Origin of the sequence: Nocardia aurea (assembly GCF_003123685.1) — a bacterium.
Taxonomy (GTDB): Bacteria; Actinomycetota; Actinomycetes; order Mycobacteriales; family Mycobacteriaceae; genus Nocardia; species Nocardia aurea.
On the sequence record NZ_QCYJ01000084.1, the window covers coordinates 321,739 to 346,649 of the forward strand.

Below are 24,911 nucleotides of genomic sequence, written 5' to 3' on the forward strand. Positions count from 1 at the left end.
TGTGCGGCAACGCGATCCCGGTCAGACGGGTACGAAACGCACTTCGAACACGGTCGGCCAGTACTTGCCGGTGACGAGGAACCGGTCGGTGCCCGGCAGTTGCGCGATGCCGTTGATCACGTCGGTTCGCGCGCGTTCGGTGGGCGAGAGCAGGCCACGCGCGTCGACGACGGCGAGCACCTCGCCGGAGTCGGGATCGATGCGCAGGATCCGGTCGGTGGGGTAGTCGTTGGCGTAGACCGAACCGTCCTGTGCGCAATCGAGTTCGTTGAGGTGCGCGCCGCCGCGATCGCGCAGGGTGACGGTTCCGGTCGGCGCGAAGGTCTCCGGATCGCGGAAGGTGAGCGTGTCGGTCCCGTCGCTCATGACCAGGCGGCCCGCCCTGGTGCACAGCCCCCAGCCCTCACCTTCGTAGGTCACCTGTCGGCGCACCGCGAGGGTGACCGGATCCCTGGCGAAGGCGACACGGTCCTTCCATGTGATCTGCCACAGCGTGTCGCCCGCGCGGGTGACGCCCTCGCCGAAATACGGTGCGGGCAGTTCGGCTCGCGCCAATTCCGCGCCGGTCCCCAGGTCGGTCGCGCGTACGCCCGACTCGCCCGACATGCCGGTGCTTTCGTAGAGGACTCGCCCGTCCACTTCGAGGCCCTGGGTGAACGCCTTCGTGTCGTGGGGCATGGTGCCGACGACCTCGATGCGCAGCTGCGGAGGCTCCTCGTCGACACCGCCGCAACCTGCCACCGCGAGCAGACAGACCAGGACTGGGACGGCCAACGAACGCCGATTGCGTTCCATACGGCAAAATGTAGGCCGTGAGCGCAGTTTCTGTTTCGGAGCCCGGTGTCCGGCCGATTCTGGCCGATGCCGTGGACGTTGCCCGTCGTGCGCTCCTGGCGTTGGAACCAACGGGGGTCGGCGCACATCTCGGCGTCGCCGCCGAGGACGACAATGCCGCGACGCACCGCTTCGAGGCCACCCTGCGTGGCTATCGCGGCTGGCAGTGGGCGGTCGTGGTGGCCGCGCCGCCGGGCGCCGACTACGCGACCGTGAGCGAATCGGCGCTGCTGCCCGGCCCCGAGGCGCTCGTCGCGCCCGATTTCGTGCCGTGGGAGCAGCGCGTCCGCCCCGGCGATCTCGCGCCGGGCGATCTGCTCGCCCCGCCCGCGGGCGATCCGCGCCTGGTCCCCGGCTATATCGCGACCGGCGATCCCGTGGTCGACGAGGTCGCGCTCGACATCGGCCTGGGCCGTACCAAGGTACTCTCCCTCGAGGGCCGCGAGGAAGCCGCCGAACGCTGGTACACCACCTACGGCCCCGACACCGAGATGGCCAGGGCCGCCCCGTCCACCTGTGGACTCTGCGGCTTCTACGTGCCGCTTGCGGGCGCCCTGCGCGCCGCCTTCGGCGTCTGCGGCAACGCGATGGGCGCGGACGGTCACGTGGTCCACACCGAATACGGGTGCGGCGCGCATTCCGACGTGGAGGCGCCGACCGGCGGCGGTTCGCCCCTGTACGAGGCGTACGACGACGCGGCCTACGACGTGGTTTCCGTGGATCCGTCGCGTGCCCGGTCCGCGAAAGAGGACGGCGACATCTCGCCCGTCGCGAACGCGTCGGGTCATGCCGTGGGCGATACCGCGCCCGGCGATTCTCGGTCGACCGAGCCGGCGTCCGTGTCGGGTGACCTCACCGCGACCGAGGGTGCCGAAACCTCGGCCGACGCCGCGTCAGCCGTTGTCTCTCCTCCGTCGAGCGATGACGAGTCGACCGATAGCGCGATCGACTCCGGGATCGTGCCGACCGACCGCGCCCCGGGCGACGACGCGTCTTCCGAGGCCGCCGAAGTGACGTCCACGTCGGCGACGGTGACCGGCGCTGTGTCCGACTCCGATGGCGTCGCATCGGCGGAAGCCGAGTTCGCTCCTGCTGTCGCGCCGTCGACGGGGGGCGCTGCCGCTACGGATATCGCGCCGTCGGGGGAGGCTGCGTCCGTCACGGAGGTCGCGCTGTCGGCGGAAGCCGAGTCGAGCGGTGCGACGCCGACCGAAGCGACGCGTGCCGACAGTGGCGAGATCGCCGCTGCCGTAGACGATTCGTCGGGGGATACCGGAGCGCGATCCACCCGGGATTCGGATCCCGTATCGGGCGACCTGTCCGGTGCGGGCGTTTCGGCGGACCCGGGTCGGCAGCGGTCCGAGGCGGATTCGTCGCGTTTCCACTCCTCGCCGCAGAGTTGAGCGAGGTGGCCGATCCGTTCGGGTCGGAGCGATTGAGGTCGGCGGTACTCACGGCGTGGCGGGATTCGCCGACCCGGTTGCGCGAGGACGCGGCGACCGAGGCGGATCTGGTTCGCTCCGGATATCGTGACCGGCTGCTGACCGAACTCGCCCAGAACGCCGCCGACGCCGCGGCCGAGGCGGGTGTACCGGGCCGCGTGTCGGTGCGCCTGGACGGGCGGACACTCCGGATCGCCAATACCGGTGCGCCCCTGGACATCGAGGGCGTGCACTCGCTGACGGCGCTGCGGGTCTCCGGCAAGGTCGATCCCGACGTATCGGTCGGCCGATTCGGTGTCGGCTTCACCGCTGTCCTCTCGGTCAGCGACGACATCGAACTGCGCTCGACCACCGGCTCGTTGTCGTTCTCGCGCGAACGCACCCGGGCCGCGCTGCGTGACAACGGGATTCGCATGCCGGGTGAGACCGCGCCGGGCACCGGCGATGTCGAACCCGGTTTCCTGCCGCCCGTGTTGCGCCTGACCTGGCCGCTGTCCGATCCGCCCGCGCCCGGCGCGGACACCGAGGTCGTGCTGCGGTTGCGCGACGAGGTGGACGAGCGGGCGCTGGTCGAGTCCATGCGCGCCGAAGCGGTCGACCTGTTGCTCGAACTGCCCGCGCTGCACAGCATCCGGATCGGTGACGACGAGATCACCAGTGCGGTAACCGATCTCGACAACGGATTGCAGGAACTGCGGATCACCGTCGACGGCCGAGCGCCACGGATCTGGTGGCAGTTTCGCACCGCCCGCGCTCGCTGGCTGGTTCCCGTCCGTCAGGGCAGGCCGGTGGCCGCCGACGACGACGTGCTGCGCGCTCCGACCCGCTCCGACGAGGATCTGTCGCTGCCGGCCCTGCTGGTCGCCGACATCCCGATGCAACCCGACCGCAGGCGGCTGCTGCCCGGCGCGCGCATCGCCGAATTGGCCGCCGGATACGCCGATTTCGCCAGAGCCCTGCCGCGCCTGGACCGCCTCGTCCTCGTTCCCACCCCCGGTTTCGCGCGTGGCGAGGCCGACGCCCTCCTCCGCGAGGCCGTCATCGCCGAACTGCGCGCTAATGCATGGCTCCCGGTCGTCGCCACCACCCCCCGCCCCACCGCGCCCGCATTCGACTGGGATCCCCTCGACTCGCCCACCCTCGAGCCCGCCGTCGAGCCTGCCGCCGTCGAGCCTGCCGCCGTCGAGCCTGCCGCCGTCGAGCCCGCCGCCGTCGAGCCACAGCCGACGACCCCCGGCGTCGTATCCGCCTCCGGGAGGGAAACCTCCAACGGGTACGGCTTCGGCCCGGACACCCAGCCGCCCACCGCATCCCACCCCGAAGCGTTCGACGACGGAACCGCCCGCGACTTCACCGCCATCCCGACCAGGGCGAGCGTCTTGACCGGACTGAGCCGGGAACTCGCGGCTCTGCTCGACGATATGGTCGGCCCGCTGGTGATTCCCGAACTGTCCCGACCGGCGCACACCGAGGCGCTGGCGGTGCTGGACGTGCATCGGCTGGGGCTGGCGCGGCTGGCCGAGCTCTCCGGCGGCCTGGAGCGGACACCGGACTGGTGGCGCGGACTGTACGACGCGCTGGAACCGTTCGTGGCCGATCCGCTGGCGGCCGAGGAATTGGGGGCGCTCGCGGTCCCGCTGGCAGACGGCCGGGTGGTCACGGGTCCGCGTACGGTCGTACTCGGTGATCGGCTCGATGTCGCGATTCCGCTGCATTGGGCACGGTTGGTCCATCCCGAGGCCGCGCATCCGCTGCTCGCCCGGTTGGGAGCCCGTAGCGCGACCCCGGAAGATCTGCTGAACGATCCCGGATTGCACGCCGAACTGGAGGATCACCCCGACGATCCCGAGATCGCCGACGCGATCCTGTTGCTCGCGGCGCACGCCGAGGCCCGACTGTTGCCGTCCTGGCTGGGGCTGCTCGAATTACCCGATACCGACGGGGATCTGCGTCCCGCCGACGAATTGCTGCTGCCGGGCGCGCCGCTGTATCCGCTGCTGCCCGACGACACCCCGCTCGGCACCCTCGCCGAAGAGATCGTCGACCGCTACGGCGCGCAGGCGCTGCGCGCGATCGGCGTCGGCTGGGATTTCGCCGTCGTCGTCGAATCCGATCCGACCGGACCCGATCACGATCTGGACGACGAGGAATCCTGGTGGGCCACCCTGACCACGGATCCGAGAGAGTTCGCCGCGGTCCGCGATCTGGATCTGGTGGACGAGGTCGCCTGGCCGGACGCGCTGCTCGAACTGGTCTCGCAGCCGCAGACGCGGCGTCTGGTGGCCGACCCGGACGGCTACACCGCGTGGTGGTTGCGCAGGCACGCGCGTATCCACGGCACCCGCCTCGGGCTCTACCGGCATCCGGCCGATACCGAATTCACCGGTCTGCTGCCGGAATTCACCTTCGACGGTTTCACACAGGCCGATCTCGACGGTCTGCGCGCGGTTTTCGTCGACCCGGCCGCCATGACGACGGATCTGGCCGAGGCTCTGCTCGACGCGCTCGCCGACCCGTCGAAAACCCCCGCTCCCGACGTGGTCGCGCACGCGCATCGGCTGCTCGCGGCGGCGGTGGCCGACGATCGCCTCGATCTGTCCGATCTCGATCTGCCCGAACGTGTCCGCGTCCTGTCCGGCGAGGCAGCCGATCCTGGCGATGTCATGGTGCTCGACCTGCCGTGGTTCGGTCTGGTCGTGCCGTCGCGGCGGTTGGTACTCGGCGGTGCGGACGGCGCACCCGCGCTGGCCCGACTGCTCGATCTGCCCTTGGTCTCGGAATCGGTGACCGCGGAGGTGGTCGGTGCGGGTCGCCGCACCTCCTGGTCGGCCGAACCGCTCGGCGTCGTGCTGCGTCAGCTGTTCACGCTGCCGCCGCAGGACGGCGAACTGGTCGTCCACGACGATCTGACCGTGCGCCTGTCCGGCGCGGTGACCGCGACGATCTCGGTGCCCTGGTGGCGCGAGGGCGCGACCACCCACCTGAGCGTCCCGCGCGCCGTGTCCTCGGCCGACGAGAATCCCTACGCCGTGGAATAACTCGCGAGCATGCCGCTGAGCAGATCCAACTGTTCGCGCACCGCTTCGCTGTCGTTGTCGACCAGCCAGCGCAGCACGGCTCCGTCGATGACATTGAGGGTGAACCGGCTCAGTGTCGGCACCGGGGCCGTCCACTGGGTCGAGGTGGCTTCGCGCGCGTGGTCGAGAATATCGGCCACGGTCGAATCGTTGAATGTGTACTGTTCGCGCGCGATAGCGATTTTCGCCGGGGTCTGTTCCCCTTCGCGCAATGCGTAAGTGGTGGTTTCGTAGGTGAGTAGTTGTCGTTCCGGTGTGGCTTCAATGTTGAGCCACATGAGTTCGAGTCCCGCGCGCACCAATCTTTGAAGCGCTTCTTTTCCACTTCCCGCGTCCTGCCATACCGTTTCATCGGCGTCGACGGAATCGCGTAATTCCATCGATAGCGCTTTGACCAGCTCGGTCATCAGCGCGTCCTTGTTTTCGAAACAGTAATGCACCACACCGAGCGAAACGCCTGCCGCCTGAGCCACATCGCGCGTGGTCACACCGGCAACGCCCTTTTTCTCGGCAAGGCCGATCGCCGCCTCGATAAGGTGGGCCCGTCGTTCTTCGACGCTCAATCGGGAGGACACCTGTGCGAGTTAAGCGTCCGGCGCGCGCGCAGTCAATTCGCCGTGACCAGAAATCTCGACTGGACGTTTGTCCAGTTATGTGGTTCGCTGCCATCCGGATGAAGGAGACGCGTATGCCTGTGTCACGCAGAACCGTTCTGGCCCGCACCGTCGCGGGTTCGGCTACCCTTGCCGCGGTCGCTCTGCCCGGCGCGACCGAGATGTTCGGCGCGACAGCGACGGCCGCCCCCGCGACGGAGGTCTATCGGATCGGACTCGGCATCTCCGACCTCACCGGCCCGGCCGCCGAATGCGGGATGATGGGCTATTCGCAGTTGGAACAGACCACCGCCGGAATCCATTTGCGTCCGCGCGCCCGGGCCTTCGTCATCGAGGCGGCAGGCCGCCGCGTCGTCTACGTCGTCGCCGAGAACGGCATGATCTTCCAGTCGGTGCACCGCGGCGTCATGCGGGAACTCGCGCGCCGGTTCGGTGATCTGTACACCGAGCAGAACGTCATGCTGACCTCGACGCATTCGCACGCCACCTGCGGCGGCTCCAGCCACGACTACGCCTACAACCTGTCCATTCTCGGTTTCCAGCAACAGGTTTACGACGCCGAGGTGAACGGCATCGTGGAGGCGATCGAGGCGGCGCACGCCGATCTCGGACCCGCGACCCTCGCGCTCGGCCGCGCCGAATTGCACAACGCGAGTGTGAATCGTTCCCGGGTCGCCTTCGATCGCAATCCGGAATCGGACCGGCGATACTTCCCCGATGCCATCGACCCCGCGGTGACCGCGCTGTCGATCGTCAAGGGCGGCAAGCGAGTCGGCGCGATCACCTGGTACGCCACCCACAACACGTCGATGAGCAATTCGAATCGCCTCATCAGCTCCGACAACAAGGGGTACGCCTCCTTCGCGCACGAACATATCGACCACGGCGTCCGATACCTGGACGGCGCACCGGATTTCATCGCGGCCTTCGCCCAGACCAACGCCGGTGACATGTCCCCGAATCTGAATCTGCGCCCCACCTCCGGCCCGACCGAGGACGAGTTCGAGAACACCCGCATCATCGGTGAGCGGCAGTACGAGGCGTCGAAGGACGCCCTCGGATCGGCCAGGTCGATGGCCGGTCCGGTGGACGCGCTGCTGTGCTACATCGACCTCGCCGATATCGCCGTCGACGGACGTTTCACCCCCGACGGCAGATCGGGCCACACCGCGCCCGCCGCCGCGGGCGTCGCCCTGATCGCGGGCAGCGTGGAGGACGGTCCCGGCCTGCCAGGGCTGCCGATACCCGAGGGCGTGCGCAATCCGTTCCTCGAAGCCATCGGCGATCCGACCGCGCCCGCGCCCGCCTGGCTCGCGGATGCCCAGGCGCCCAAGGCGATCGTCGCGCCGCTCGGTCTGCTGCCGCCCGCGCCGTGGGTGCCGAATGTGGTGCCGATCCAGATCATGCGCATCGGTGAGCTCTATCTGGCCGGCGGCGGCGGTGAGTTCACCATCGTCGCCGGGCTGCGTATCCGACGCGCGGTCGCGGCGGCACTCGGCGTCGACCAGGAGCAGGTGCTCATGCAGGGCTATGCCAACGCGTACCACGAATACGTCACCACGCCGGAGGAATACGACGCGCAGCAGTACGAAGGCGGCTCGACCCTGTTCGGCCGCTACACACTTCCCGCCTACCTTCAGGAATTCACCAGGCTCGCAACCGCTTTCGCGGCCCGGACGGCGATCGAACGCGGTCCGGCGCCGCGCGACATCTCGAATATGCAACCGAATTTCGTGCCCGCTCCCGGGCCGGACGCCACGCCGCAGGGCCGCGCCTTCGGCGATGTGCTGAGTCAACCGGCCGCCGCCCATCGGCGTGGCGAGCGGGCGGCGGTGGAATTCGTCTCCGCGCACCCGAAACACAATCCGCGGCGCAACGCGACCTTCCTGGAAGTGCAGCGGCGCACCGCGTCCGGTGGCTGGACGCGCGTCGCGAACGAGGGGGAGTGGGCGGTGCGCTACCACTGGAGCAAGCGGGCGGTCGCCGAGTCGGTGGCCCGGTTCACCTGGGACATTCCCGGTGACGCCGAACCGGGACGCTACCGCTTCGTGCATATCGCCGACGCGCTCGGCACGGACGCGACCCTGCGCCCCTTCACCGGAATCAGCGACGAATTCGAGATCGGTTGAGTGGGAGCGGCACTACAGCCCGGTCTGCGCGCCCTTGTCGCCGCGACGAGCGCCGCGGCGCTGGATCAGGAAGATCGTTGTGCCGAGCAGTCCGACGGCCAACCCCATCAGGCAGACCGGCCGCGCCGATTCCCACTGGTCACCGCCGGCGAACACCACGACCGTGGCGATCAACCAGAGGGCGCTGCCGACCGCGAGCACGGGACGCGGGTCGGTCAGGCGCGGCGGGATCTGCGGGACTTCGGGGGGCACCGCCCCAGCCTAGCGTCGGGAAGCGGCGTCCCCCCGTCGGCCGGTCCCGTATCGTTTCGCTCTGTGACAACGCCATCGGATGTTCGAGCTCTCGCCGGTGAACTCTCACTGGCGGTGGTTCGGCTGACGCGACATTTGCGGGGTCGGCGCGCCGACGCACAGATTTCGCTGACCCAACTCTCCGCGCTCGCCACCCTCAATCGGGACGGCGCCATGACACCGGGGGCGCTGGCCGCGAAGGAACGAGTCCAGCCGCCGTCGATGACCAGGGTCATCGCGTCACTGACCGATCTGGACCTGGTCGTGCGCAAACCGCATCCGACCGACGGCAGGCAGATCATCGTCTCGCTCTCACCCGCGGGCCGCGCGCTCATCGCCGACGAGGCGAGCGCGCGCGAAGCCTGGATGACCGAACAGCTCTCCACCCTCACCGACGAACAACTGGTGGTGTTGACCCAGGCGGTCGGGATCATGAAGCAGATCGTCTCCGAATCGGAGTAGCGCGATCAGCGCCCGCCGAAGGCCTGATCGCTCTCGACGATGTCCTTGCCGAGCGGGAACAGCGACAGCGGGATGAACTTGAGATTCGCCCAGCCGAACGGGATTCCGATGATCGACACGAACAGCGGAATGCTGGTGAGCAGATGCCCCAGCGCCAGCCACCACCCGGCGAAGATGAACCAGATGATGTTGCCGAGCATGGACCCGGTGCCCGCACCGGGTTTGTCGACCGTGGTTCGCCCGAACGGCCACAGCACGTACCCGGCGATCCGGAACGAGGCGATCCCGAACGGGATGGGCACGACCAGGAAGAACAGCAGGAAGCAGATGATTCCGGCCAGAATGTAGCCCAGCGCCATCCAGAATCCGGCGAAGATGAGCCACAGGATATTGAGGACCAGCTGAATCGGCTTCATAGGATCCAGGGTACGGCGAAATAGTCCCCGCGAACGCTCGCGCCGGGCAGGTCCTCGAGTTGCGGCGTCGCGGGGTCGTGACAGGACCTGCGGCACGACGGGTGGGCGGGCCCGGCAGGATGTAGCGGTGGCCGAAGTGATCGATATCGAGGATCCCGCTGACGGGAGGGTGGACGACTTCCGTGATCTGTCCTCCGCGGACCGCAGACCGGATCTGCCCGGCCGCAAGGGGCTGGTGATCGCCGAAGGGGTGGTGGTCGTGCAGCGGATGCTCGAATCGCGGTTCCGGCCGAGCGCGCTGCTCGGTGTGGGGAAGCGGTACGAGCAGTTGGCCGAGGATCTCGCGGATGTGGATGTGCCGTACTACCGGGCCGATCCCGAGGTGATGGCCGAGGTTGTCGGATTCCATCTGAATCGCGGAGTGCTCGCGGTCGCGCCGAGGCCGGAGCCGTTGCGCGTGGACGAGGTGCTGGTCACGGCGCGGACCGTAGCGGTGCTGGAAGGTATCAACGACCACGAGAATCTGGGCTCGATGTTCCGCAACGCCGCCGGATTGGGCGCGGACGCGATCCTCTTCGGGGATCGTTGCGCGGATCCGCTCTACCGGCGTGCGGTCCGGGTCTCCATGGGGCATGTGCTGCGGGTGCCGTTCGCGCAATTGCCGACCTGGCCGGACGGGCTGGAACTACTTCGTGCCGGGGGTTTCCAGATCATCGCGCTCACCCCGAACCCGGCGGCGGTGAATCTCGCGACCGCCATGACCGGGCACCGCGTGGCGCTGCTGCTCGGCGCGGAAGGTCCGGGGCTGACCGAGGAGGCGATGGCAGCCACCGATATCCGGGCCAGGATCCCGATGTCGCCCGGCACCGATTCGCTCAATGTGGCGACGGCCGCCGCGATGGCGTTCTATGAACGAGTGAGGTTGTCGTGAACGACAGGGGGGCCTACGAGCCCTATCGGCCCTATCCGGAGTACCGCGATCCGACCCCGTGGGCGGCGGGAGTCACGGTCGCGGTCATGGTGGCCGTGCTGTCGGCCGCCGCCGTCTATTCGTTCGGCGAGGCGCTGGCCCGCGTACACCCCGTTCTCTCGGTGCTCGTCAACCTCGTCGCGGCGGGCGGAGCCGCGCCCACGGCGTGGCGCTGGCGCACCACCCCGGTCACCCGCTGGGTCATCGCCGGTATCGCCGCGGGCGTGGTGCTCGCGTGGTTCGCGCTCGTCGTCACGGGTCTGTCGGCACTCTAGGGCTTGTTCGTTCGGCCGAAGCGGCTCACTCGTGCTGGGACACCCGGTCGCCGCCGAGCCAGCCGAAAATTCCACGACGCCTTGCCGTTCCGTCGACGGCACGCTTCGGGGAGGGGATCACCTCGGCCGGATCGGTCCGATGCCCCTTCGGGAGCAGGGTGAAACCGCAGACCGAGATATCACCCGGTGCGAGTGCCGACTCGTCCCCGGCGCCCGTGCGGTAGTGGAAACCGAGCCATTGATTGTTCGCCGCGTCCGCGAAATCGGGTGGGTCGAACGGCAGGGCCTGCGGGTCGGGCATTTCTCCCGGCTGCCAGTCGACGGGGTGTTCACCCGCCCAGAACGGCCGCTCCCAGACTCGGGGCAGACCCTCGTCTTCGAGGATGTTCACCCGGGTCGCGCTGAAGGCACGGCGGAATTCGCCCCGCTCCCATTGCGCGTACGCGCCCCAGCCGTGCGCGGTGTCGAAAGCGACGAGGTAGGTGTGCTCCGAGGCCAGCGGGCGGACCAGCAGTTCCGGCAGCGCGGTCGGGTAGACCTGGGCGGATTGGGGCGAGCACACCACGGTGACACCGGGATAGCAGCCGATGTAGACCTCGCCCTGGTCCGGGCCCGCGCAGACGCCGAGGGTGCCCACCGTGGCGGGCACGACATCGTGGTCGGCGTAGAGCTGTGTGGCCAGCGCCAGTGCGGCATCCGGATCCGGGTCGTGGTTCGCGCGGAGCACCGCCGTCGGGTCCGGTGCGTCGACGTACCAGAGGGAAGAAGCTTTGGACAGCATTTCCGGCACCTCCCGAATTGCGAGAAATAGCTCCGCGAACTTCTAGCAAACTAGCGGTATTGTTGCCGACGCGCCGTCACCGCGAACTACCCGCGCCGACGTCGGACGACACCGAGAAATCTACGCGCAAAAAGGGCTCGGCCGCACGGCTTCGGCTACCGAACACGCCAGCGAGCCCCAGATTTTCGTGATTCGCAACTTCCAGCAACCCGATCGGCTCGGCCAGCAAACTCGATCACGGTATTCGGTGGATGCGACCGACTCCGGTCGGCATCCACCGCGCGTGGACCGTACTCAGTGACCGGAACTGCGGACGCCGAGCAGGACGTCTTCCCAGGACGGCATAGGAGCCTTGCCGCGCTTGTTCCGATTGGTTTTCGCCGGTGCGGGTTTGGCGGCGGGTTTGGCCGGATCCTCGGCGGGCGGCTGCGGTGTCGCGGACGCCGCGGGGGCGGTAGCCGGGGGAGTCGGTGTGCTCGCGGCAGGTGTCGTCGCGGCGGCGGGGGCCGCCGGGGGAGCCGTCGTGGGCGAGGCCGCGACCGTGGCGGCGGAACCGTTCACCACGGGTGCGGTGGCCGCTGGAACCTTGGGAACCGCACCGTTGGCCGCGGGTGCGGTGGCGGCGGGCGCCTTCGGGCCGGAACCGTTCGCGGCGGGCGCCGCGACAGCCGACCCGGTACCCGAACCGTTCGTCGCCGGAATCGCCGCGGGCGAACCACCTGCCGCGACGGCACGCCGCTCGTAGTACTCGTCCATCGCGGGCCTCGGCGCCGGACGTGAGGGCGTCGCGGTGCTTTCGCGCGGCGGACGGGTCGACTCCATGACCGGTTCGGGCGCGGCCGTCGCCTCCAACTCGGACTGCGCGGGCAGGATGGACGCCAGACCGCGCAGCGCGCGACCGAAATCCGGGTCGATCAGATCCGAGGCGGGATCATCGAGCGGGGAGACCGAACCGCCGTGGGCGTCCGGCTGGTAGCGCCAGTGCGCGGCGATCTCGGAACGCCCGTTCTGCCACTGCAACTGGGCGACCCAGAAGCCCTTCTCGTCCTTCCAGGCATCCCATTCGGCATTCTCGAGGGTGTGCCCGCGCTCGGTGAAAGCGGCGGTGACGATATCGATGAGCGTTTCCACGGCGGGACCGTCGGTGCGTACCGGATGTGCCTTCTGCGCCAATTCGGCCGCGCGGGCCCGTTCCAGCAGAACCGGGTACGCGAAACGCTCCACGCGGCTCATCGGCATCCCGGATTCCGCGGTGACCTGATCGACGGAGGCACCGGCTCGTATACGGGCCTGGATATCTCGTGGACGCATGGTCGCTTCCATTTCGATCTCGATCTGGCCGAATCGAGCGAGGTCGCCACGTGCCGCCGCGCGAAGTTTGTCGTCGGCGGGCAACCGGTACTTGGTTCCTGACTCTGGGTCGATGCACACGATGTGCGTGGAGTCGGGCGTCACCCCGATCACTCGAAGTTCACGCACCACTGCCTCCTTATCGCGTCGGCTCGCGACACCGCCCACTGTTTCGAAACAGTAGTGCACAGTCGCTGATCTCGAGGCAAGACACGCGGGCCGAAAATCTGCGGACAGGCCTTCGGAACCGCTAGTCTGCTCTGTTCGTCTCGGTTTGCCGCGACTGCGCGCGACCCTCCGATTCCGTTCGAAGCGGCCAATTTTCATGAAAAACCGGGCCACGATCGACACTCGCGAACTCGGTTCCCGTGGGATTCGAATCCGGAGTTGTCGTCGCGGCCCGGGGTTTGCTGATTTGTAGCGGTTACCGGATTTTCTTATTCCGGTTATCAGACCAGTTTCTCGACGACCCAGTCGATGCTACGCGTAAGAAGGCTCACGTCTTCGGGGTCGATCGCGGGGAACATACCGACGCGCAACTGGTTGCGGCCCAGTTTGCGATAAGGCTCGGTATCGACGATCCCGTTGGCGCGCAGCACCTTCGCGACCGCGGCGGCGTCGACGGAATCGTCGAAATCAATGGTTCCGACGACCTGTGAACGGTGTGTCGGATCCGCGACGTACGGCGTGGCGAATTCGCTCGACTCGGCCCACGAATACAGCCGCGAGGACGAATCCAATGTGCGCTTGACCGCCCAATCCAGGCCGCCGTTGCCGTTGAGCCATTCGATTTGATCGGCGAAAAGCAACAGTGTCGCCAACGCGGGCGTGTTGTAGGTCTGATCCTTGGTGCTGTTGTCGATGGCGATCGGCAGCGACAGGAATTCCGGGGTCCAGCGACCCGAGGCCTTGATCTCCTCGACCCGGGCCAGCGCGGCCGGGCTCATCAGCGCCACCCACAGGCCACCGTCGGCGGCGAAGCATTTCTGCGGGGCGAAGTAGTAGACGTCGGCATCGGTGATGTTGACCGGGAGACCGCCCGCGCCCGAGGTGGCGTCGATGGCGATCAGCGCGTCGCCCGAACCGGCGGGACGCTGCACCGGAATGGAGACGCCGGTCGAGGTTTCGTTGTGCGCCCAGCCGATGAGGTCGGCCGACGGATCCGATACCGGCTCCGGTGCGCTGCCCGGCTCCGACGACACCACGATCGGGTCGCCGATGAACGGATTGCCCTTGGCGACGGCGGCGAATTTGCTGGAGAACTCACCGTTGGTGAGGTGCAGCGAACGCTCGCGGATAAGGCCGAAGGCGGCGGCGTCCCAGAACGCGGTGGTGCCGCCGTTGCCGAGGACGACCTCGTAACCGTCGGGCAGTGAGAACAGTTCGCGCAGGCCGCCGCGCACGCGCGCGACCACGTCTTTCACCGGTTTCTGCCGGTGCGAGGTTCCGAACACCGAGGCGCCGACGTTCACCAGGGACTGCAACTGCTCGGGGCGAACTTTGGAGGGGCCGCAGCCGAACCGTCCGTCGGCGGGCTTGAGGTCGTCGGGGATCGTCGGGAACGCAGTGGTCATGCGAACAAGCCTAAAGCGTGCCGGACCTGCGGGCTGTGGGGGGTGCGGAGGTTGCGGAGACATTGCTGACGTGAACCACCGGGTCGGTCACCTGGTCGTGGGTCACGGCCTCGCGCGGCGCCGCGCGAGGCCGACGCCTTCCCGATGTCCGACGGGTTTGCCAGAGGTGCGCCAGGGGCGATAGTGACTGTCTGTACGGGTGGTGCGGGAGTTGTCGGTGGTGACACCTGTGTTTGTTTTCACAACCGGGGAAACTCGGTCGTCGCGCCGACTTCTCGGCCGTCGACGGTGATCCGGGGAGGTCCCTCGATGGGCGCGGTGTCAACGCGACACGCCCTCCCCGGAGCAGTCCGACGCGCTATCGGTGTGTCGTGTACCACAGTGCGGCTAACGTAGGCCGCCATGAGCGAGCACAGGGTGGGCCGGGTGCGGGCATGAGTATCGCGTCGATGGGCTCGGAGTGGCGTGCGCGGTCGCGGAATCGGGGGTCGCGGGCAGGCGCTCTGTCCGGGGAGGCGCGGCGCGAACTCCTGATGCGTGGCACCGAGGGGGTGGCGACCGTCCTCGGCGTTCGCCGCGGTTCGACGGTCGCGGGTTTCGAACTACCGGGTGCGGGCGACGGTGGGGGCGGGCACGTGTTCCTGGTCCGCGTGGTCGTCGACGGGATCGCGCCGTACGAGACCCGCGTCAGGCAGCGGATGCGCGCGGAAGATCTGAAATGGGCGCAGCCGGGCGACGTGGTCCGCTGTCGCGTCGACCCGGGCGATCGAGACCGGCTGGTGCTCTACCTGCCCGAGATCGGGGAGGCGCGGCGGGTCAGCGTCGCCAAGACCCTCGCCGACGGCCGCCGGGCCGACGCCACGGTTCTCGCCGCCGCGCCCGTGGCCGCCGATTACTCCGGCATCGATGATCCGGTGCTGCGACTCGACCTCGAACTGCGGGCGTGGGACGAGCCGACACCGTGGCGGGTGCGCCTGGTCCAGCCGGTTCCGCTGGCGGCCATCGGACTGGTCGACCTGGGCCAACATCTCGAGGTCGCGTTCTTCACCGTCGATCGCGGCGAATCCGTCGCCGTCGACTGGACGGCGTCGCTGGGCGAACGGTAGGGACCACCGAGGCCGGGTCGCCGGACGCGCGGGATGTTCGGACAGTTCCTCGGTGATCGGACAGCGTTTCGAGGCAGTCCCCGTACGACAGCGCACGGGCCGGGCGTCGCGGAGAGTGCGCGCTCTCCAACCGACGCCCGGCTCGTGCGGGTGGTTCGGACCGGGTCTCAGGCGTGCGTGATGGTCGCCCAGCCCGCGACGTCCTCCGGGCGGCGCGGATCGGGACCGGTGTAGATCGCCGCGGGGCGTACCAGTTTGCCGAGCTGCTTCTGCTCGAGGATGTGCGCGCACCAGCCTGCGGTCCGGCCGCAGGTGAACATGGCGGGCATCATGTGGGCGGGCACCTCGGCGAAGTCGAGGATCACCGCTGCCCAGAATTCGACGTTGGTCTCGATGGCGCGGTCGGGACGGCGTTCACGCAGTTCGGCCAGCGCCGCCTGCTCCAGGGCCGCCGCGACCTCGAAACGCGGGGCGTCCAGACGCTGGGCGGTGGCGCGCAGCACGCGGGCGCGCGGGTCCTCGGCCCGGTACACCCGGTGACCGAAGCCCATCAACTTCTCCTTGCGGTCCAGGATGCCCTTGACCAGAGCCCGCGCGTCACCGGACTTCTCGACCTCTTCGATCATCGGGAGGACGCGGGCGGGCGCGCCGCCGTGCAGCGGGCCGGACATCGCGCCGATCGCGCCGGACAGCGAGGCCGCGACGTCGGCGCCGGTGGAGGCGATGACCCTGGCGGTGAAGGTGGAGGCGTTCATGCCGTGTTCGGCGGCCGACACCCAGTAGGCGTCGATGGCCTCGGTGTGCTTGGGGTCCGGGTCACCCTTCCAGCGGGTCATGAATCGCTCGGTGACCGTGGTGCACTCGTCGATCTTCTTCTGCGGGACCGCGGGCTGGTAGATACCGCGCGCGGACTGCGCGACATAGCTCAGCGCCATGACCGAGGCGCGAGCCAGATTCTCGCGCGCGGTCTCGTCGTCTATGTCGAGTAATGGCTGGTATCCCCAGATCGGGGCGAGCATGGCCAAACCGGCCTGCACGTCGACGCGCACGTCGCCGGTGTGCACCGGCAGCGGGAAGGGTTCGGCGGGCGGCAGGCCGCGCCCGAATTCCCCGTCGACAAGCAGTGCCCACACATCACCGAAGGTGACCTGGCCGCCGACCAGATCCTCGATGTCGACGCCGCGGTAGCGCAGCGCCCCGCCGTCCTTGTCCGGCTCGGCGATATCGGTGGTGAATGCCACCACACCCTCGAGGCCGCTGACGAAATCGCTCGGTACGGCGGTCTTACCGCCGGAAACCGCGGGGCTGGTAGTCATGTGTGACTCTCCTTGCACTTCGGGTCGCATGATTCCTCGCCGAATTGGGTGCTTTTCGCCGAGCACATGCCGATCACCAAAACCTTAGCTCGCTGCTACCGCGGAGTAACGTCTGGCCCATGCGTGACCTGGACAATTCATCGCACGGTCGGCAAGCCGCGGAATACGCCGCGACCGCCGATCTGGCCGCGATGCGCGTGGATTACGGCGTCGCCCATTTCGGCAGCGGTGAGGACACCGATCTGGACGAGACCTGGGTGGCCGGTGGCTGGGAGCCGCTGCTTCGCCATTGGATCGAACAGGCGACCGCGGTCGGCGCGGCCGAACCGAATGCGATGGTGCTCGCCACCGTCTCGCTCGCGAGCGGATCGCCGCGCCCGGTATCGCGAACAGTTCTGTGTAAAGGGCTCTCGCCCGAAGGTGTGACTTTCTACACGAATTACGATTCGGCCAAGGGCGGCCAATTGGCCGAGATCCCGTTCGCCGCCGCGACCTTTCTGTGGCCCGCGCTCGGCAGGCAGATACATGTGCGCGGACCGGTCGACAAGGTGCCGAACGAGGTGACCACCGTGTACTGGCGGTCGCGGCCTCGGGATTCCCAACTCGGCGCGTGGGCGTCGCACCAATCGCGGCCGATCGGTTCACGCGCGGAAATGGACCGGGTGCTGGCCGAGACCACCGCCCGCTTCGCCGACGTCGACGATATTCCGGTGCCGCCGCGGTGGGGCGGCTATCTGCTGCGCCCCGACGAAGTCGAATTCTGGCAGGGACGGCGCGGCAGGCTGCACAACCGGATCAGGGTGCGCATCGACGCGGGACGGCAGATCGTCGACCGATTGCAGCCGTGAATCCGGTGTCCTCACGATTGTGATGATCCCAACCCTTCTGCGCCGCTGACCGCGTCATTACGCTGCCGCCGGTGAAACTGCTCGCCGACACCACCCCGCTGCGCTATCCGGACTTCCGACGGTTGTGGACCAGTAATATCGTCACCGTCATCGGATCGCAGCTCGCGGTGGTCGCGGTGCCGCAGCAGTTGTTCCAGATCACCGGCAGTTCCGGATACGTGGGGTTGGCGGGTCTGTTCGGCCTGGTCCCGCTGATCGTGTTCGGCCTGTGGGGCGGTGCGCTCGCCGATGTGATGGACCGGCGCAGGCTGATGCTCATCACCAATGTGGGCACCGGGCTGACGGCGCTCGCCTTCTGGGCCCAGGCCGCCGCCGGACTGGACAATGTCTGGGTAATCCTGGTGCTGTTCGCCGCCCAGCAGGCGCTGTTCGCGGTCAATCAGCCGACCCGCAGCGCCGCGATCCCGCGTCTGCTCCCGACCGAACACCTCGCCTCGGCGAGCGCGCTGAGCATGACGGTGCAGCAGACCGGGGCGATCGCGGGACCGGTACTCGCGGGTGTGCTCATCCCGGTCGTCGGCCTTTCCACGCTCTACCTGATCGACGCCGTCGCGCTGCTCGCCACCATCTGGGCGGTGTGGAAACTGCCCGCGATCCCGCCGACCGGCGACGCGCGCACCGCCGGATTGCGCACCGTGCTCGACGGTTTCGTCTACCTGGCGACCCAGCGCATCCTGCTCGCCTCGTTCCTCGTCGACGTGATCGCGATGGTGTTCGGCATGCCGAGGGCACTGTTCCCGCAGATCGCGCACGAAACCTTCCGCGACCCGGCCGAGGGCGGCGTGGCACTCGGCCTGCTGTTCGCGTCCATGTCCGTCGGCGCGGTACTCGGCGGAGTGTTCTCCGGATGGATCTCCCACGTACGGCGTCAGGGCCTGGCCGTCGTGGTCTGCATCGCGCTGTGGGGTGTGGCGATGATCGGGTTCGGGGCCGCGGTCGGGTTGACCGGACACGGCCTCGGGATCGGTGTCGGGTTGTGGATCGCGCTGGCGTGCTCGGCATTCGGCGGCGCGGTCGACATGGTGTCGGCGGCGTTGCGCATCGCCATGCTCCAGGCGGTGACCACCGACGAGATGCGCGGCCGATTACAGGGCGTCTTCATCGTCATCGTCGCCGGTGGCCCGCGCATCGGTGATGTTGCCCACGGTTTTGCCGCCGCGAGCCTGGGTACCGCTGTCGCGGCGGCGGGTGGCGGCGTTCTCGTCGTCATCGGAGTGGTCGTCGCGGCGCTGGCCTTCCCGGCCTTCATTCGATACACGGTGACGCGCTCACCTCGACAGGAGCCGGTGGTGACGCGGATCGAGTGAACTCCGAGATGCCGTGACGCCGTGCCGCATCCGTAAGCACACTCGCCGCGACAACGCAATATGCTCACGTGCGAGAAGCATGTTTGTGAGGTTCTCGTGCGGGCACCCTCGTGGTCGGGCCCCGTGGACAGCGACTAGCGTCTAGGTAATCGCACCGCCGTGCCGACCGCACTTCGATGCCGACGGTCCTAGCCTGAGAGGGATCCTTCCGTGCCCGAAAAAGACCACATCAACGACGCCAAGCCGGTGCTTAGCTACCCCGGTGGCGAATACGCCATGACGATCGCCGAAGCCTCCGAAGGCAACGACGGCGTCGATCTGGGCAAAATGCTGGCCAGCACCGGGTACGTCACCTACGACCCCGGGTTCACCAACACCGCGTCGACCAAGTCGGCCATCACCTACATCGACGGTGAACAGGGCATCCTGCGCTACCGCGGTTACCCGATCGAGCAGCTCGCGGGCACCTCGACCTTCATCGAGGTCAGCTACCTGTTGATCTACGGTGAATTACCGACGCAGGCCCAGCTCGACGATTTCACCGACCGGATCCGCAGGCACACCCTGCTGCACGAGGATCTCAAGCGGTTCTTCGACGGCTTCCCGCGCAACGCGCACCCGATGCCGGTGCTCTCCTCCGCGGTGAACGCCCTGTCGGCGTACTACCAGGACTCGCTGGACCCGCGCGATCCCGAGCAGGTCGAACTGTCGACCATCCGACTGCTGGCGAAGCTGCCGACCATCGCCGCCTACTCGTACAAGAAGTCGGTCGGCCAGCCGTTCCTCTACCCGGACAACTCGCTGAGTCTGGTCGAGAACTTCCTGCGCATGACCTTCGGATTCCCGGCCGAGCCGTACGAGGTGGATCCCGAGGTCGCCGCGGCGCTGGACATGCTGCTCATCCTGCACGCCGATCACGAGCAGAACTGCTCCACCTCGACCGTGCGTCTGGTCGGCTCGTCGGACGCGAACCTGTTCACCTCGGTCTCGGGCGGCATCAACGCCCTGTGGGGTCCGCTGCACGGCGGCGCCAACCAGGCCGTGCTGGAGATGCTCGACGACATCAAGGCTCAGGGCGGCGACGTCAAGGAGTTCATCCGCAAGGTCAAGAACAAGGAAGACGGGGTGAAGCTCATGGGCTTCGGACACCGCGTCTACCGCAACTACGACCCGCGCGCCGCGATCGCCAAGAAGCACGCCGACAACATCCTGCAGAAACTCGGCGGCGACGACGAACTCTTCGATATCGCCCAGGCGCTCGAGGAAGCCGCGCTCACCGACGAGTACTTCGTCTCCCGTCAGCTGTACCCGAACGTCGACTTCTACACCGGCGTCATCTACAAGGCGATGGGTTTCCCGACCCGCATGTTCACCGTGCTGTTCGCGATGGGCCGACTCCCCGGCTGGATCGCGCACTGGCGGGAAATGCACAGCGAGCCGCTGAAGATCGGCCGCCCGCGTCAGATCTACACCGGGTACGGCGCACGCGATTACGCCGGTATCGACAACCGCTGAGACCCGGCGTCAGAACACGATCAAGATCCGCACATCCTCATCTATCGAAGGAGATAGCCGAATGACCAAGCCGGAGATCGAATTCCAGGCAGGCCCCGCGCCCACCGAACTCGTGATCAAGGACATCATCGAGGGCGAAGGCAAGGAAGCCGTACCCGGTGGCACCGTCGAGGTGCACTACGTGGGCGTCGAATTCGAATCCGGCGAGGAATTCGACTCCTCCTGGAGCCGTGGGGAATCCATCAGCTTCCCGCTGCGCGGCCTGATCCAGGGCTGGCAGGACGGCATCCCCGGCATGAAGGTCGGCGGCCGTCGCCAGCTGACCATCCCGCCGCAGCTCGCCTACGGTCCGGCCGGTGCGGGACACCAGCTCGCCGGTAAGACACTGGTCTTCGTGATCGATCTGATCAACGCCGCCTGACCCCGGCACCCGAACGGCCCGTGCTCCCCGGTGGAGCACGGGCCGTTCGTCGTTTCGTAGCGGGGGTTGTACACAGCGCGAGAGGTTCGAGGCGGGGCGGCCGCCGACGCGTGATCGGGACGCCGCCGGACAGGCACGAATGTTGCGCTCGCGCAAGCCTGATCATGGTCGTGCCGACAGTGACGAGGAGTACTCCCCGTTGTCGTTCGATTGCCGTGTGAGCGCCGTTGCCTTCTGCCTATAGTCGGCGTGGAAGTGCAAGCCGTGCAGGGGAATCGGGGGAAATATGCGGGTTGTCGCGGGCGTCGGTCTTGTGATCGTGACGCTGATGGCGGTGGGTTGTGGGGCATCGAAAGGAGATTCAGGGGAGGCGGCGAAATCGGTGAACAGTCTGGGGCTGGAGACGAGTCCGCCCGAGTCGTACCACCCGTGCGCGGATGTTCCGCAGGGCGTCTTGGGTTCGGAGCGCTTGCGCGGCACCGGACAGGCGGATGCCGACGCGCCGGACGGGGTGCGGTGGCGAGGGTGTAAATGGGTCAAGAACAACGGATATTCGGTGTCGATCCGGATGACGAATATGACCCTGCCCTTCGTGCGCAAGACTTTCTACACCATGGGCCGTGAGGCGACGGTCGGCGGAAGGTCGGCGACGATCGCGCACCGAAGCGAGGCTCGCGGTCCCGAGGTCTGCACCGTGAATGTGGAGATCAAGGGCGGAAGTCTCGAATTCGATGTCGACAATCCGCGATCCAGCCTGCTGACCGGGGAGCTGGATACCTGTGAGCTCGGATTGGCGTTGGCGGAGAAGGTGGTGCCCACCTTGCCCGCGGGCGCGTGATCGACGGGACGGCCGCTCGGCAGGGCGGGAGCTGATCCGAATGTGACGGGGCGGCGGTGTCGATCTCACTCCCGCACGATCCGGACCGGATCGGTGAGAGCCAGGGCGATCGCGGACTGCTGGGCGGTGCTACGCATCGGCAGCGTTTCCATCGCCTTGCCGGTCTGCGCGTTCAGCGTGCCGACGACGCTCTGCAATTGGCTGACGCCGCTGGTCAGCTGCCCGATCGCGTCGACGAGTTGCGCTCCGCCGGTGTCGGCGAGTTCGGGCAGGCCCTCGGCCAGTTTCGCGCCCTCGTTCAATTGCGCGCTCGCGCCTTGTAACCGGCCGACGACGGTGCGCAGGAGGGTTGCGAGATCGGTGTCGGGATCCACCGCGCCGCCGACCAGCAGGTCGAGGCCGTCCAATTGTGCGCCCGCCTGACCGGAGATATCGCGCAGGCCGTCGAGTTTCGCGATGATGTCGGCGAGTGCGGGATCACCGGCGAAGGGCAGGGCGCGCAGTAGCGGCAACAGTTGGTCGAGACCGGAGCTCACGCCGGTCGCGGTCCGCTGAACCTGCGCGATCGTCACATCGGTCGAATCCAGGGCGGCGGCAAGCTGATTCGCCTGGGCGGCAGCCCCGTCGACCGTCTGGTCGAGGATCGCGATGGCCGAGGTGAGTTGCGCCGAACCCTCTTTCGCGAAATCGAGGAATCCCAGCAATTGCTCCGCGCCGCCGCTGAACTGGTCGGCACCGGCGGCGGCCGCGTTCACACCCGCGCCGAGCAGTTGGGCGGTGAACTGTACTCCGCTGAGTTGGGACCTGGCCTGGCTGACGGCGGCGAGTGCGGCGTCCACCCCGGCTGCCCCGATGCGGTGGGTGACCCGGTCGGTCGCCTCGCGCACCAGGTCCTCGTCGGCGGCGTCATTGGTAGCGACTCTGACCTCGGCATACCGGGGATTCGGGCTCGCGAGGGTGCCCATGGCCTCGGTGAGATCGGCGGGCAGGGTGATCACCGCCGCGTAGTCGTCGGTATCGGCGGCGCCCGGTGCGACCACGGCCCACTCGAATCCGCCGCCGTCCTGCTCCATCGCCTGGGCGATGCGCGCGCCGATCGGGCCGGTATCGGTATTCACCAGCGCTATCGCGGACGGAGACGGCGTGGTCGCGGAGCAGGAGGTGAGCGCGCCGACGAGGGCGCCCGAAACGAAGACCGCGGAGACGAGGAAGGCCCAGCGGGCGCGTTGTCCGATCACACCGCTGACATTATGGGTGAGATCTTGCGCTGACGCTGGGCTTTCTCTGTGGATTCGGTAAGGGCCGCAAGACATTCGCCGAATCAGCGATCAGACGGCCACGTGACCGAAATCCAGTTTGACGAGCTGATCCGCGCGGTCGAAATACCGGTCGTCGTGCGTGATGACGATGACGGTCTTCCCGCGCCGCTTGAGATCGGCGAGGATCTCGTCGTAGAACACCTCGCGGAACCGGGGTTCCTGGTCGGCGGCCCACTCGTCGAAGAGATAGATCTGGCGGTCCTCCAGCAGTGCGGTCAACAGCGCCAACCGTTTACGCTGACCCTGGGAAAGCGCGATGGTCGACAGTTTCCCGTCCCGCACGGTCACCTTGTGCGCGATCTGCAATTCCTCCAGGTAGCGGTGCACTTCGGCGTCGATACCGGGCCGATCGAATCCGAGGTAGTCCTCGAACAGATGGAAATCGCTGAAGATGGCCGAGGAGTTCTGCCGGAACCACTCGATGTTCTCGTGATCGATCTTCTCGCCGTTCAGCGCCACCGATCCCGACCTCGGGACATACAGTCCCGTGATCAGTTTCGCCAGCGTCGATTTGCCGCTGCCGTTGCCGCCGACGATGAAGGTGATCTGACCGGGTTCGAAGACCAGGTCGATCGGGCCGAGCTGGAATCCGGAGGCTTCCTCGCCCGCGAGCGCGGCGGGCGCGCCGACCGGAGCCGGTTGCTGACCGTGGGCACCGTGGTCGAGTCGCTTGCGGCCGTTGACATCCGGTCGCCCGCCCGGACCCGCACCGGGCGGCGGGCGATGGTGTCCACCGTGCGGCGGCGGCCCCCCGTGCCGGCCCTTCGGAGGTTTGCCCCCCGGCGGCGGCCCGACCGGATGTCCTTCGCGGGAGCCGTCGCGCGGGTCGCCCGGATGCGGGGGATGTCCGTCACCGGATGGCGCCGCGGCGGGATGTCCGCCACCGGGCGGCGGTCCGTCCGGCCCCTCCGGGAACGGCGGCACGGGCTCACCGGCGTAGGTGTAGGTGACGTTCGTCAGTTCGAGGCGTGCCTCGGTGGCCGCGGGACGGTCGGTGAAGGGCAGTTGCTCCTCGTTGTGCTGGGTCTCCATGGACAGGTTCATGGTGCGGATCTTCGCCAGCGCCACATCACCGCGCACCAGGTCGGGCAGGCGGTGCATGAAGTTCTGCATCGGCATCGCGAGGAAGGTGGTGACCAGGACATAGCCGACCACGACGTCACGTGGCAGATCGAGTGCGGCGGCGATCCCGAACAGGATCAGCGCCATGGTGCCGAGTTGCAGTACCTGGCCGAGGCTTTGGGCGACCGAGAATTTGGTGCTGGCGTCGACGTTCTGCGCACGCAGGGTCTGCGCGGACCCGAGCAGGTGGCGGTCCATGAAGTCCCGGCGCCTGCCCCGGTGCAGTTTGAGTTCCTTGATACCGAGCGTCACGGCCTGGAACGAGCGCAGCAGCAGGTCCTCGTTCTCCCGGGCGTGGTGGTAGATGGCCCGCACCCGCTTGAGGAACAGTTCGACACACGCGATGCCGATCAGCGTGCCCGCCACCGTGATCGCGAAGATCGGGCCGGACAGGATCGCCAGGAAGATGAAGCAACCGACGATCGTCGCCACGTCGATGCAGATCGCGGGGATCGCGGTCACGGCCTGCGACAGCGAGCGGACATCTTCGGTGAGCGTCGCGATGAGGCGATGGGTGCCGAGACGTTCCAGGTGTTCGAGCGGGGCTGAGACGACCCCGGAGCTGAGATCCGCCCGCAGCCGGAAGATGGCGTCCTGGGCCAGGCGGATCAGCAGGATCTGGGAAATCAAGCCACTCACCAGAAGGACCAGACCGGTCAGCGCGAAGCGCTGGAGCAGGTCACCGGGGCGCGGCTCGGGAGAGACGACGCTGTTGATCAGCGTCACCAGGTAGGTGTTGGCCGCACCCGCCACGAGGCCCGTGGCGATCACGCCCACGATCCGCACCCAGGAGATGGAGATGAGGAATCTGATGAGTTGCATGGTTTCTGTGCTTTCTCAGGAT

At 67.8% G+C, this 24,911-nt stretch carries 21 protein-coding genes and 1 pseudogene; 12 read left to right on the forward strand and 10 right to left on the reverse strand.

Going from position 1 to position 24,911, the window contains the following annotated elements; translation table 11 throughout:
• Window positions 1-21 precede the first annotated feature (21 nt).
• The gene (locus tag DAT37_RS14745) at window positions 22-795 is read right to left on the reverse strand and encodes a glutaminyl-peptide cyclotransferase (protein ID WP_109525279.1); all 774 of its coding nucleotides are present in this window, start codon (window positions 793-795) and stop codon (window positions 22-24) included.
• A 17-nt stretch (window positions 796-812) separates the two neighbouring features.
• Here DAT37_RS14745 and DAT37_RS46415 point away from each other — a divergent pair.
• Together DAT37_RS46415 and DAT37_RS14755 are read left to right on the forward strand one after the other, a co-directional pair.
• Window positions 813-1,547, forward strand: a pseudogene (locus DAT37_RS46415) (DUF3027 domain-containing protein); the annotation flags it as partial.
• Between the two features lie 695 nt (window positions 1,548-2,242).
• The gene (locus DAT37_RS14755) at window positions 2,243-5,314 is read left to right on the forward strand and encodes a sacsin N-terminal ATP-binding-like domain-containing protein (protein WP_198654269.1); all 3,072 of its coding nucleotides are present in this window, start codon (window positions 2,243-2,245) and stop codon (window positions 5,312-5,314) included.
• Here DAT37_RS14755 and DAT37_RS14760 read toward each other — a convergent pair.
• Entirely contained in the window at window positions 5,299-5,916 is a 618-nt protein-coding gene (locus tag DAT37_RS14760) for a TetR/AcrR family transcriptional regulator (protein WP_232839749.1), read from the reverse strand. The genes DAT37_RS14755 and DAT37_RS14760 overlap by 16 nt on opposite strands.
• 125 nt (window positions 5,917-6,041) lie before the next feature.
• Between DAT37_RS14760 and DAT37_RS14765 the strand changes: the two genes are divergently transcribed.
• The gene (locus DAT37_RS14765; RefSeq protein WP_109525633.1) at window positions 6,042-8,096 is read left to right on the forward strand and encodes a neutral/alkaline ceramidase; all 2,055 of its coding nucleotides are present in this window, start codon (window positions 6,042-6,044) and stop codon (window positions 8,094-8,096) included.
• A 12-nt stretch (window positions 8,097-8,108) separates the two neighbouring features.
• On the opposite strand, the gene DAT37_RS14770 is transcribed toward DAT37_RS14765, so the two are convergent.
• Window positions 8,109-8,348, reverse strand: a complete 240-nt coding sequence (locus DAT37_RS14770; RefSeq protein ID WP_109525281.1) for a DUF2530 domain-containing protein — start codon at window positions 8,346-8,348, stop codon at window positions 8,109-8,111.
• A 63-nt stretch (window positions 8,349-8,411) separates the two neighbouring features.
• Between DAT37_RS14770 and DAT37_RS14775 the strand changes: the two genes are divergently transcribed.
• Window positions 8,412-8,849: a MarR family winged helix-turn-helix transcriptional regulator gene (locus tag DAT37_RS14775; RefSeq protein WP_109525282.1), complete on the forward strand. Its 438-nt coding sequence runs from the start codon at window positions 8,412-8,414 to the stop codon at window positions 8,847-8,849.
• A gap of 5 nt (window positions 8,850-8,854) precedes the next feature.
• Here the strand turns inward: DAT37_RS14775 and DAT37_RS14780 are convergent, their stop codons facing one another.
• On the reverse strand, window positions 8,855-9,265 hold the full coding sequence (locus DAT37_RS14780; RefSeq protein ID WP_109525283.1) for a YccF domain-containing protein: 411 nt from the start codon (window positions 9,263-9,265) through the stop codon (window positions 8,855-8,857).
• 127 nt (window positions 9,266-9,392) lie between these two features.
• Here DAT37_RS14780 and DAT37_RS14785 point away from each other — a divergent pair, with 127 nt between their 5' ends.
• Both DAT37_RS14785 and DAT37_RS14790 read left to right on the forward strand, forming a co-directional pair.
• On the forward strand, window positions 9,393-10,196 hold the full coding sequence (locus DAT37_RS14785) for a TrmH family RNA methyltransferase (RefSeq protein ID WP_109525284.1): 804 nt from the start codon (window positions 9,393-9,395) through the stop codon (window positions 10,194-10,196).
• A complete protein-coding gene (locus DAT37_RS14790; RefSeq protein WP_269814756.1) occupies window positions 10,193-10,510 on the forward strand; it encodes a DUF2537 domain-containing protein in 318 nt (105 codons plus the stop codon). The genes DAT37_RS14785 and DAT37_RS14790 overlap by 4 nt, the downstream gene beginning before the upstream one ends.
• 25 nt (window positions 10,511-10,535) lie before the next feature.
• On the opposite strand, the gene DAT37_RS14795 is transcribed toward DAT37_RS14790, so the two are convergent.
• The 3 genes from DAT37_RS14795 to serC form a co-directional block, all read right to left on the reverse strand.
• Window positions 10,536-11,291, reverse strand: coding sequence for a DUF6928 family protein (locus tag DAT37_RS14795; RefSeq protein ID WP_109525285.1), 756 nt, complete (start codon window positions 11,289-11,291; stop codon window positions 10,536-10,538).
• 294 nt (window positions 11,292-11,585) lie between these two features.
• Window positions 11,586-12,770 (reverse strand): septation protein SepH, encoded by a 1,185-nt coding sequence (gene sepH / locus DAT37_RS14800; protein ID WP_198654270.1) that lies wholly within the window; start codon window positions 12,768-12,770, stop codon window positions 11,586-11,588.
• Between the two features lie 320 nt (window positions 12,771-13,090).
• The gene (gene serC / locus DAT37_RS14805; RefSeq protein WP_109525286.1) at window positions 13,091-14,215 is read right to left on the reverse strand and encodes a phosphoserine transaminase; all 1,125 of its coding nucleotides are present in this window, start codon (window positions 14,213-14,215) and stop codon (window positions 13,091-13,093) included.
• A 434-nt stretch (window positions 14,216-14,649) separates the two neighbouring features.
• On the opposite strand from serC, the gene DAT37_RS14810 reads away from it, so the two are divergent.
• Entirely contained in the window at window positions 14,650-15,321 is a 672-nt protein-coding gene (locus DAT37_RS14810; RefSeq protein WP_109525287.1) for a hypothetical protein, read from the forward strand.
• 167 nt (window positions 15,322-15,488) lie between these two features.
• Here DAT37_RS14810 and DAT37_RS14815 read toward each other — a convergent pair whose 3' ends face one another.
• Entirely contained in the window at window positions 15,489-16,637 is a 1,149-nt protein-coding gene (locus DAT37_RS14815; protein WP_109525288.1) for a citrate synthase 2, read from the reverse strand.
• Between the two features lie 119 nt (window positions 16,638-16,756).
• On the opposite strand from DAT37_RS14815, the gene pdxH reads away from it, so the two are divergent.
• The 5 genes from pdxH (at window position 16,757) to DAT37_RS14840 (ending at window position 21,626) form a co-directional block, all read left to right on the forward strand.
• Entirely contained in the window at window positions 16,757-17,485 is a 729-nt protein-coding gene (gene pdxH / locus DAT37_RS14820; RefSeq protein ID WP_109525289.1) for a pyridoxamine 5'-phosphate oxidase, read from the forward strand.
• Window positions 17,486-17,556: 71 nt separating this feature from the next.
• Window positions 17,557-18,852, forward strand: a complete 1,296-nt coding sequence (locus tag DAT37_RS14825; protein WP_109525290.1) for an MFS transporter — start codon at window positions 17,557-17,559, stop codon at window positions 18,850-18,852.
• A 210-nt stretch (window positions 18,853-19,062) separates the two neighbouring features.
• Window positions 19,063-20,367: a citrate synthase gene (locus tag DAT37_RS14830; RefSeq protein ID WP_109525291.1), complete on the forward strand. Its 1,305-nt coding sequence runs from the start codon at window positions 19,063-19,065 to the stop codon at window positions 20,365-20,367.
• A 61-nt stretch (window positions 20,368-20,428) separates the two neighbouring features.
• On the forward strand, window positions 20,429-20,788 hold the full coding sequence (locus DAT37_RS14835; RefSeq protein WP_109525292.1) for an FKBP-type peptidyl-prolyl cis-trans isomerase: 360 nt from the start codon (window positions 20,429-20,431) through the stop codon (window positions 20,786-20,788).
• Window positions 20,789-21,116: 328 nt separating this feature from the next.
• Window positions 21,117-21,626, forward strand: a complete 510-nt coding sequence (locus DAT37_RS14840; RefSeq protein WP_269814778.1) for a DUF3558 domain-containing protein — start codon at window positions 21,117-21,119, stop codon at window positions 21,624-21,626.
• Window positions 21,627-21,691: 65 nt separating this feature from the next.
• On the opposite strand, the gene DAT37_RS14845 is transcribed toward DAT37_RS14840, so the two are convergent.
• Together DAT37_RS14845 and DAT37_RS14850 are read right to left on the reverse strand one after the other, a co-directional pair.
• Window positions 21,692-22,864, reverse strand: a complete 1,173-nt coding sequence (locus DAT37_RS14845; protein WP_109525294.1) for a YhgE/Pip domain-containing protein — start codon at window positions 22,862-22,864, stop codon at window positions 21,692-21,694.
• Window positions 22,865-22,954: 90 nt separating this feature from the next.
• A complete protein-coding gene (locus DAT37_RS14850) occupies window positions 22,955-24,889 on the reverse strand; it encodes an ATP-binding cassette domain-containing protein (protein WP_109525295.1) in 1,935 nt (644 codons plus the stop codon).
• Window positions 24,890-24,911 lie beyond the last annotated feature (22 nt).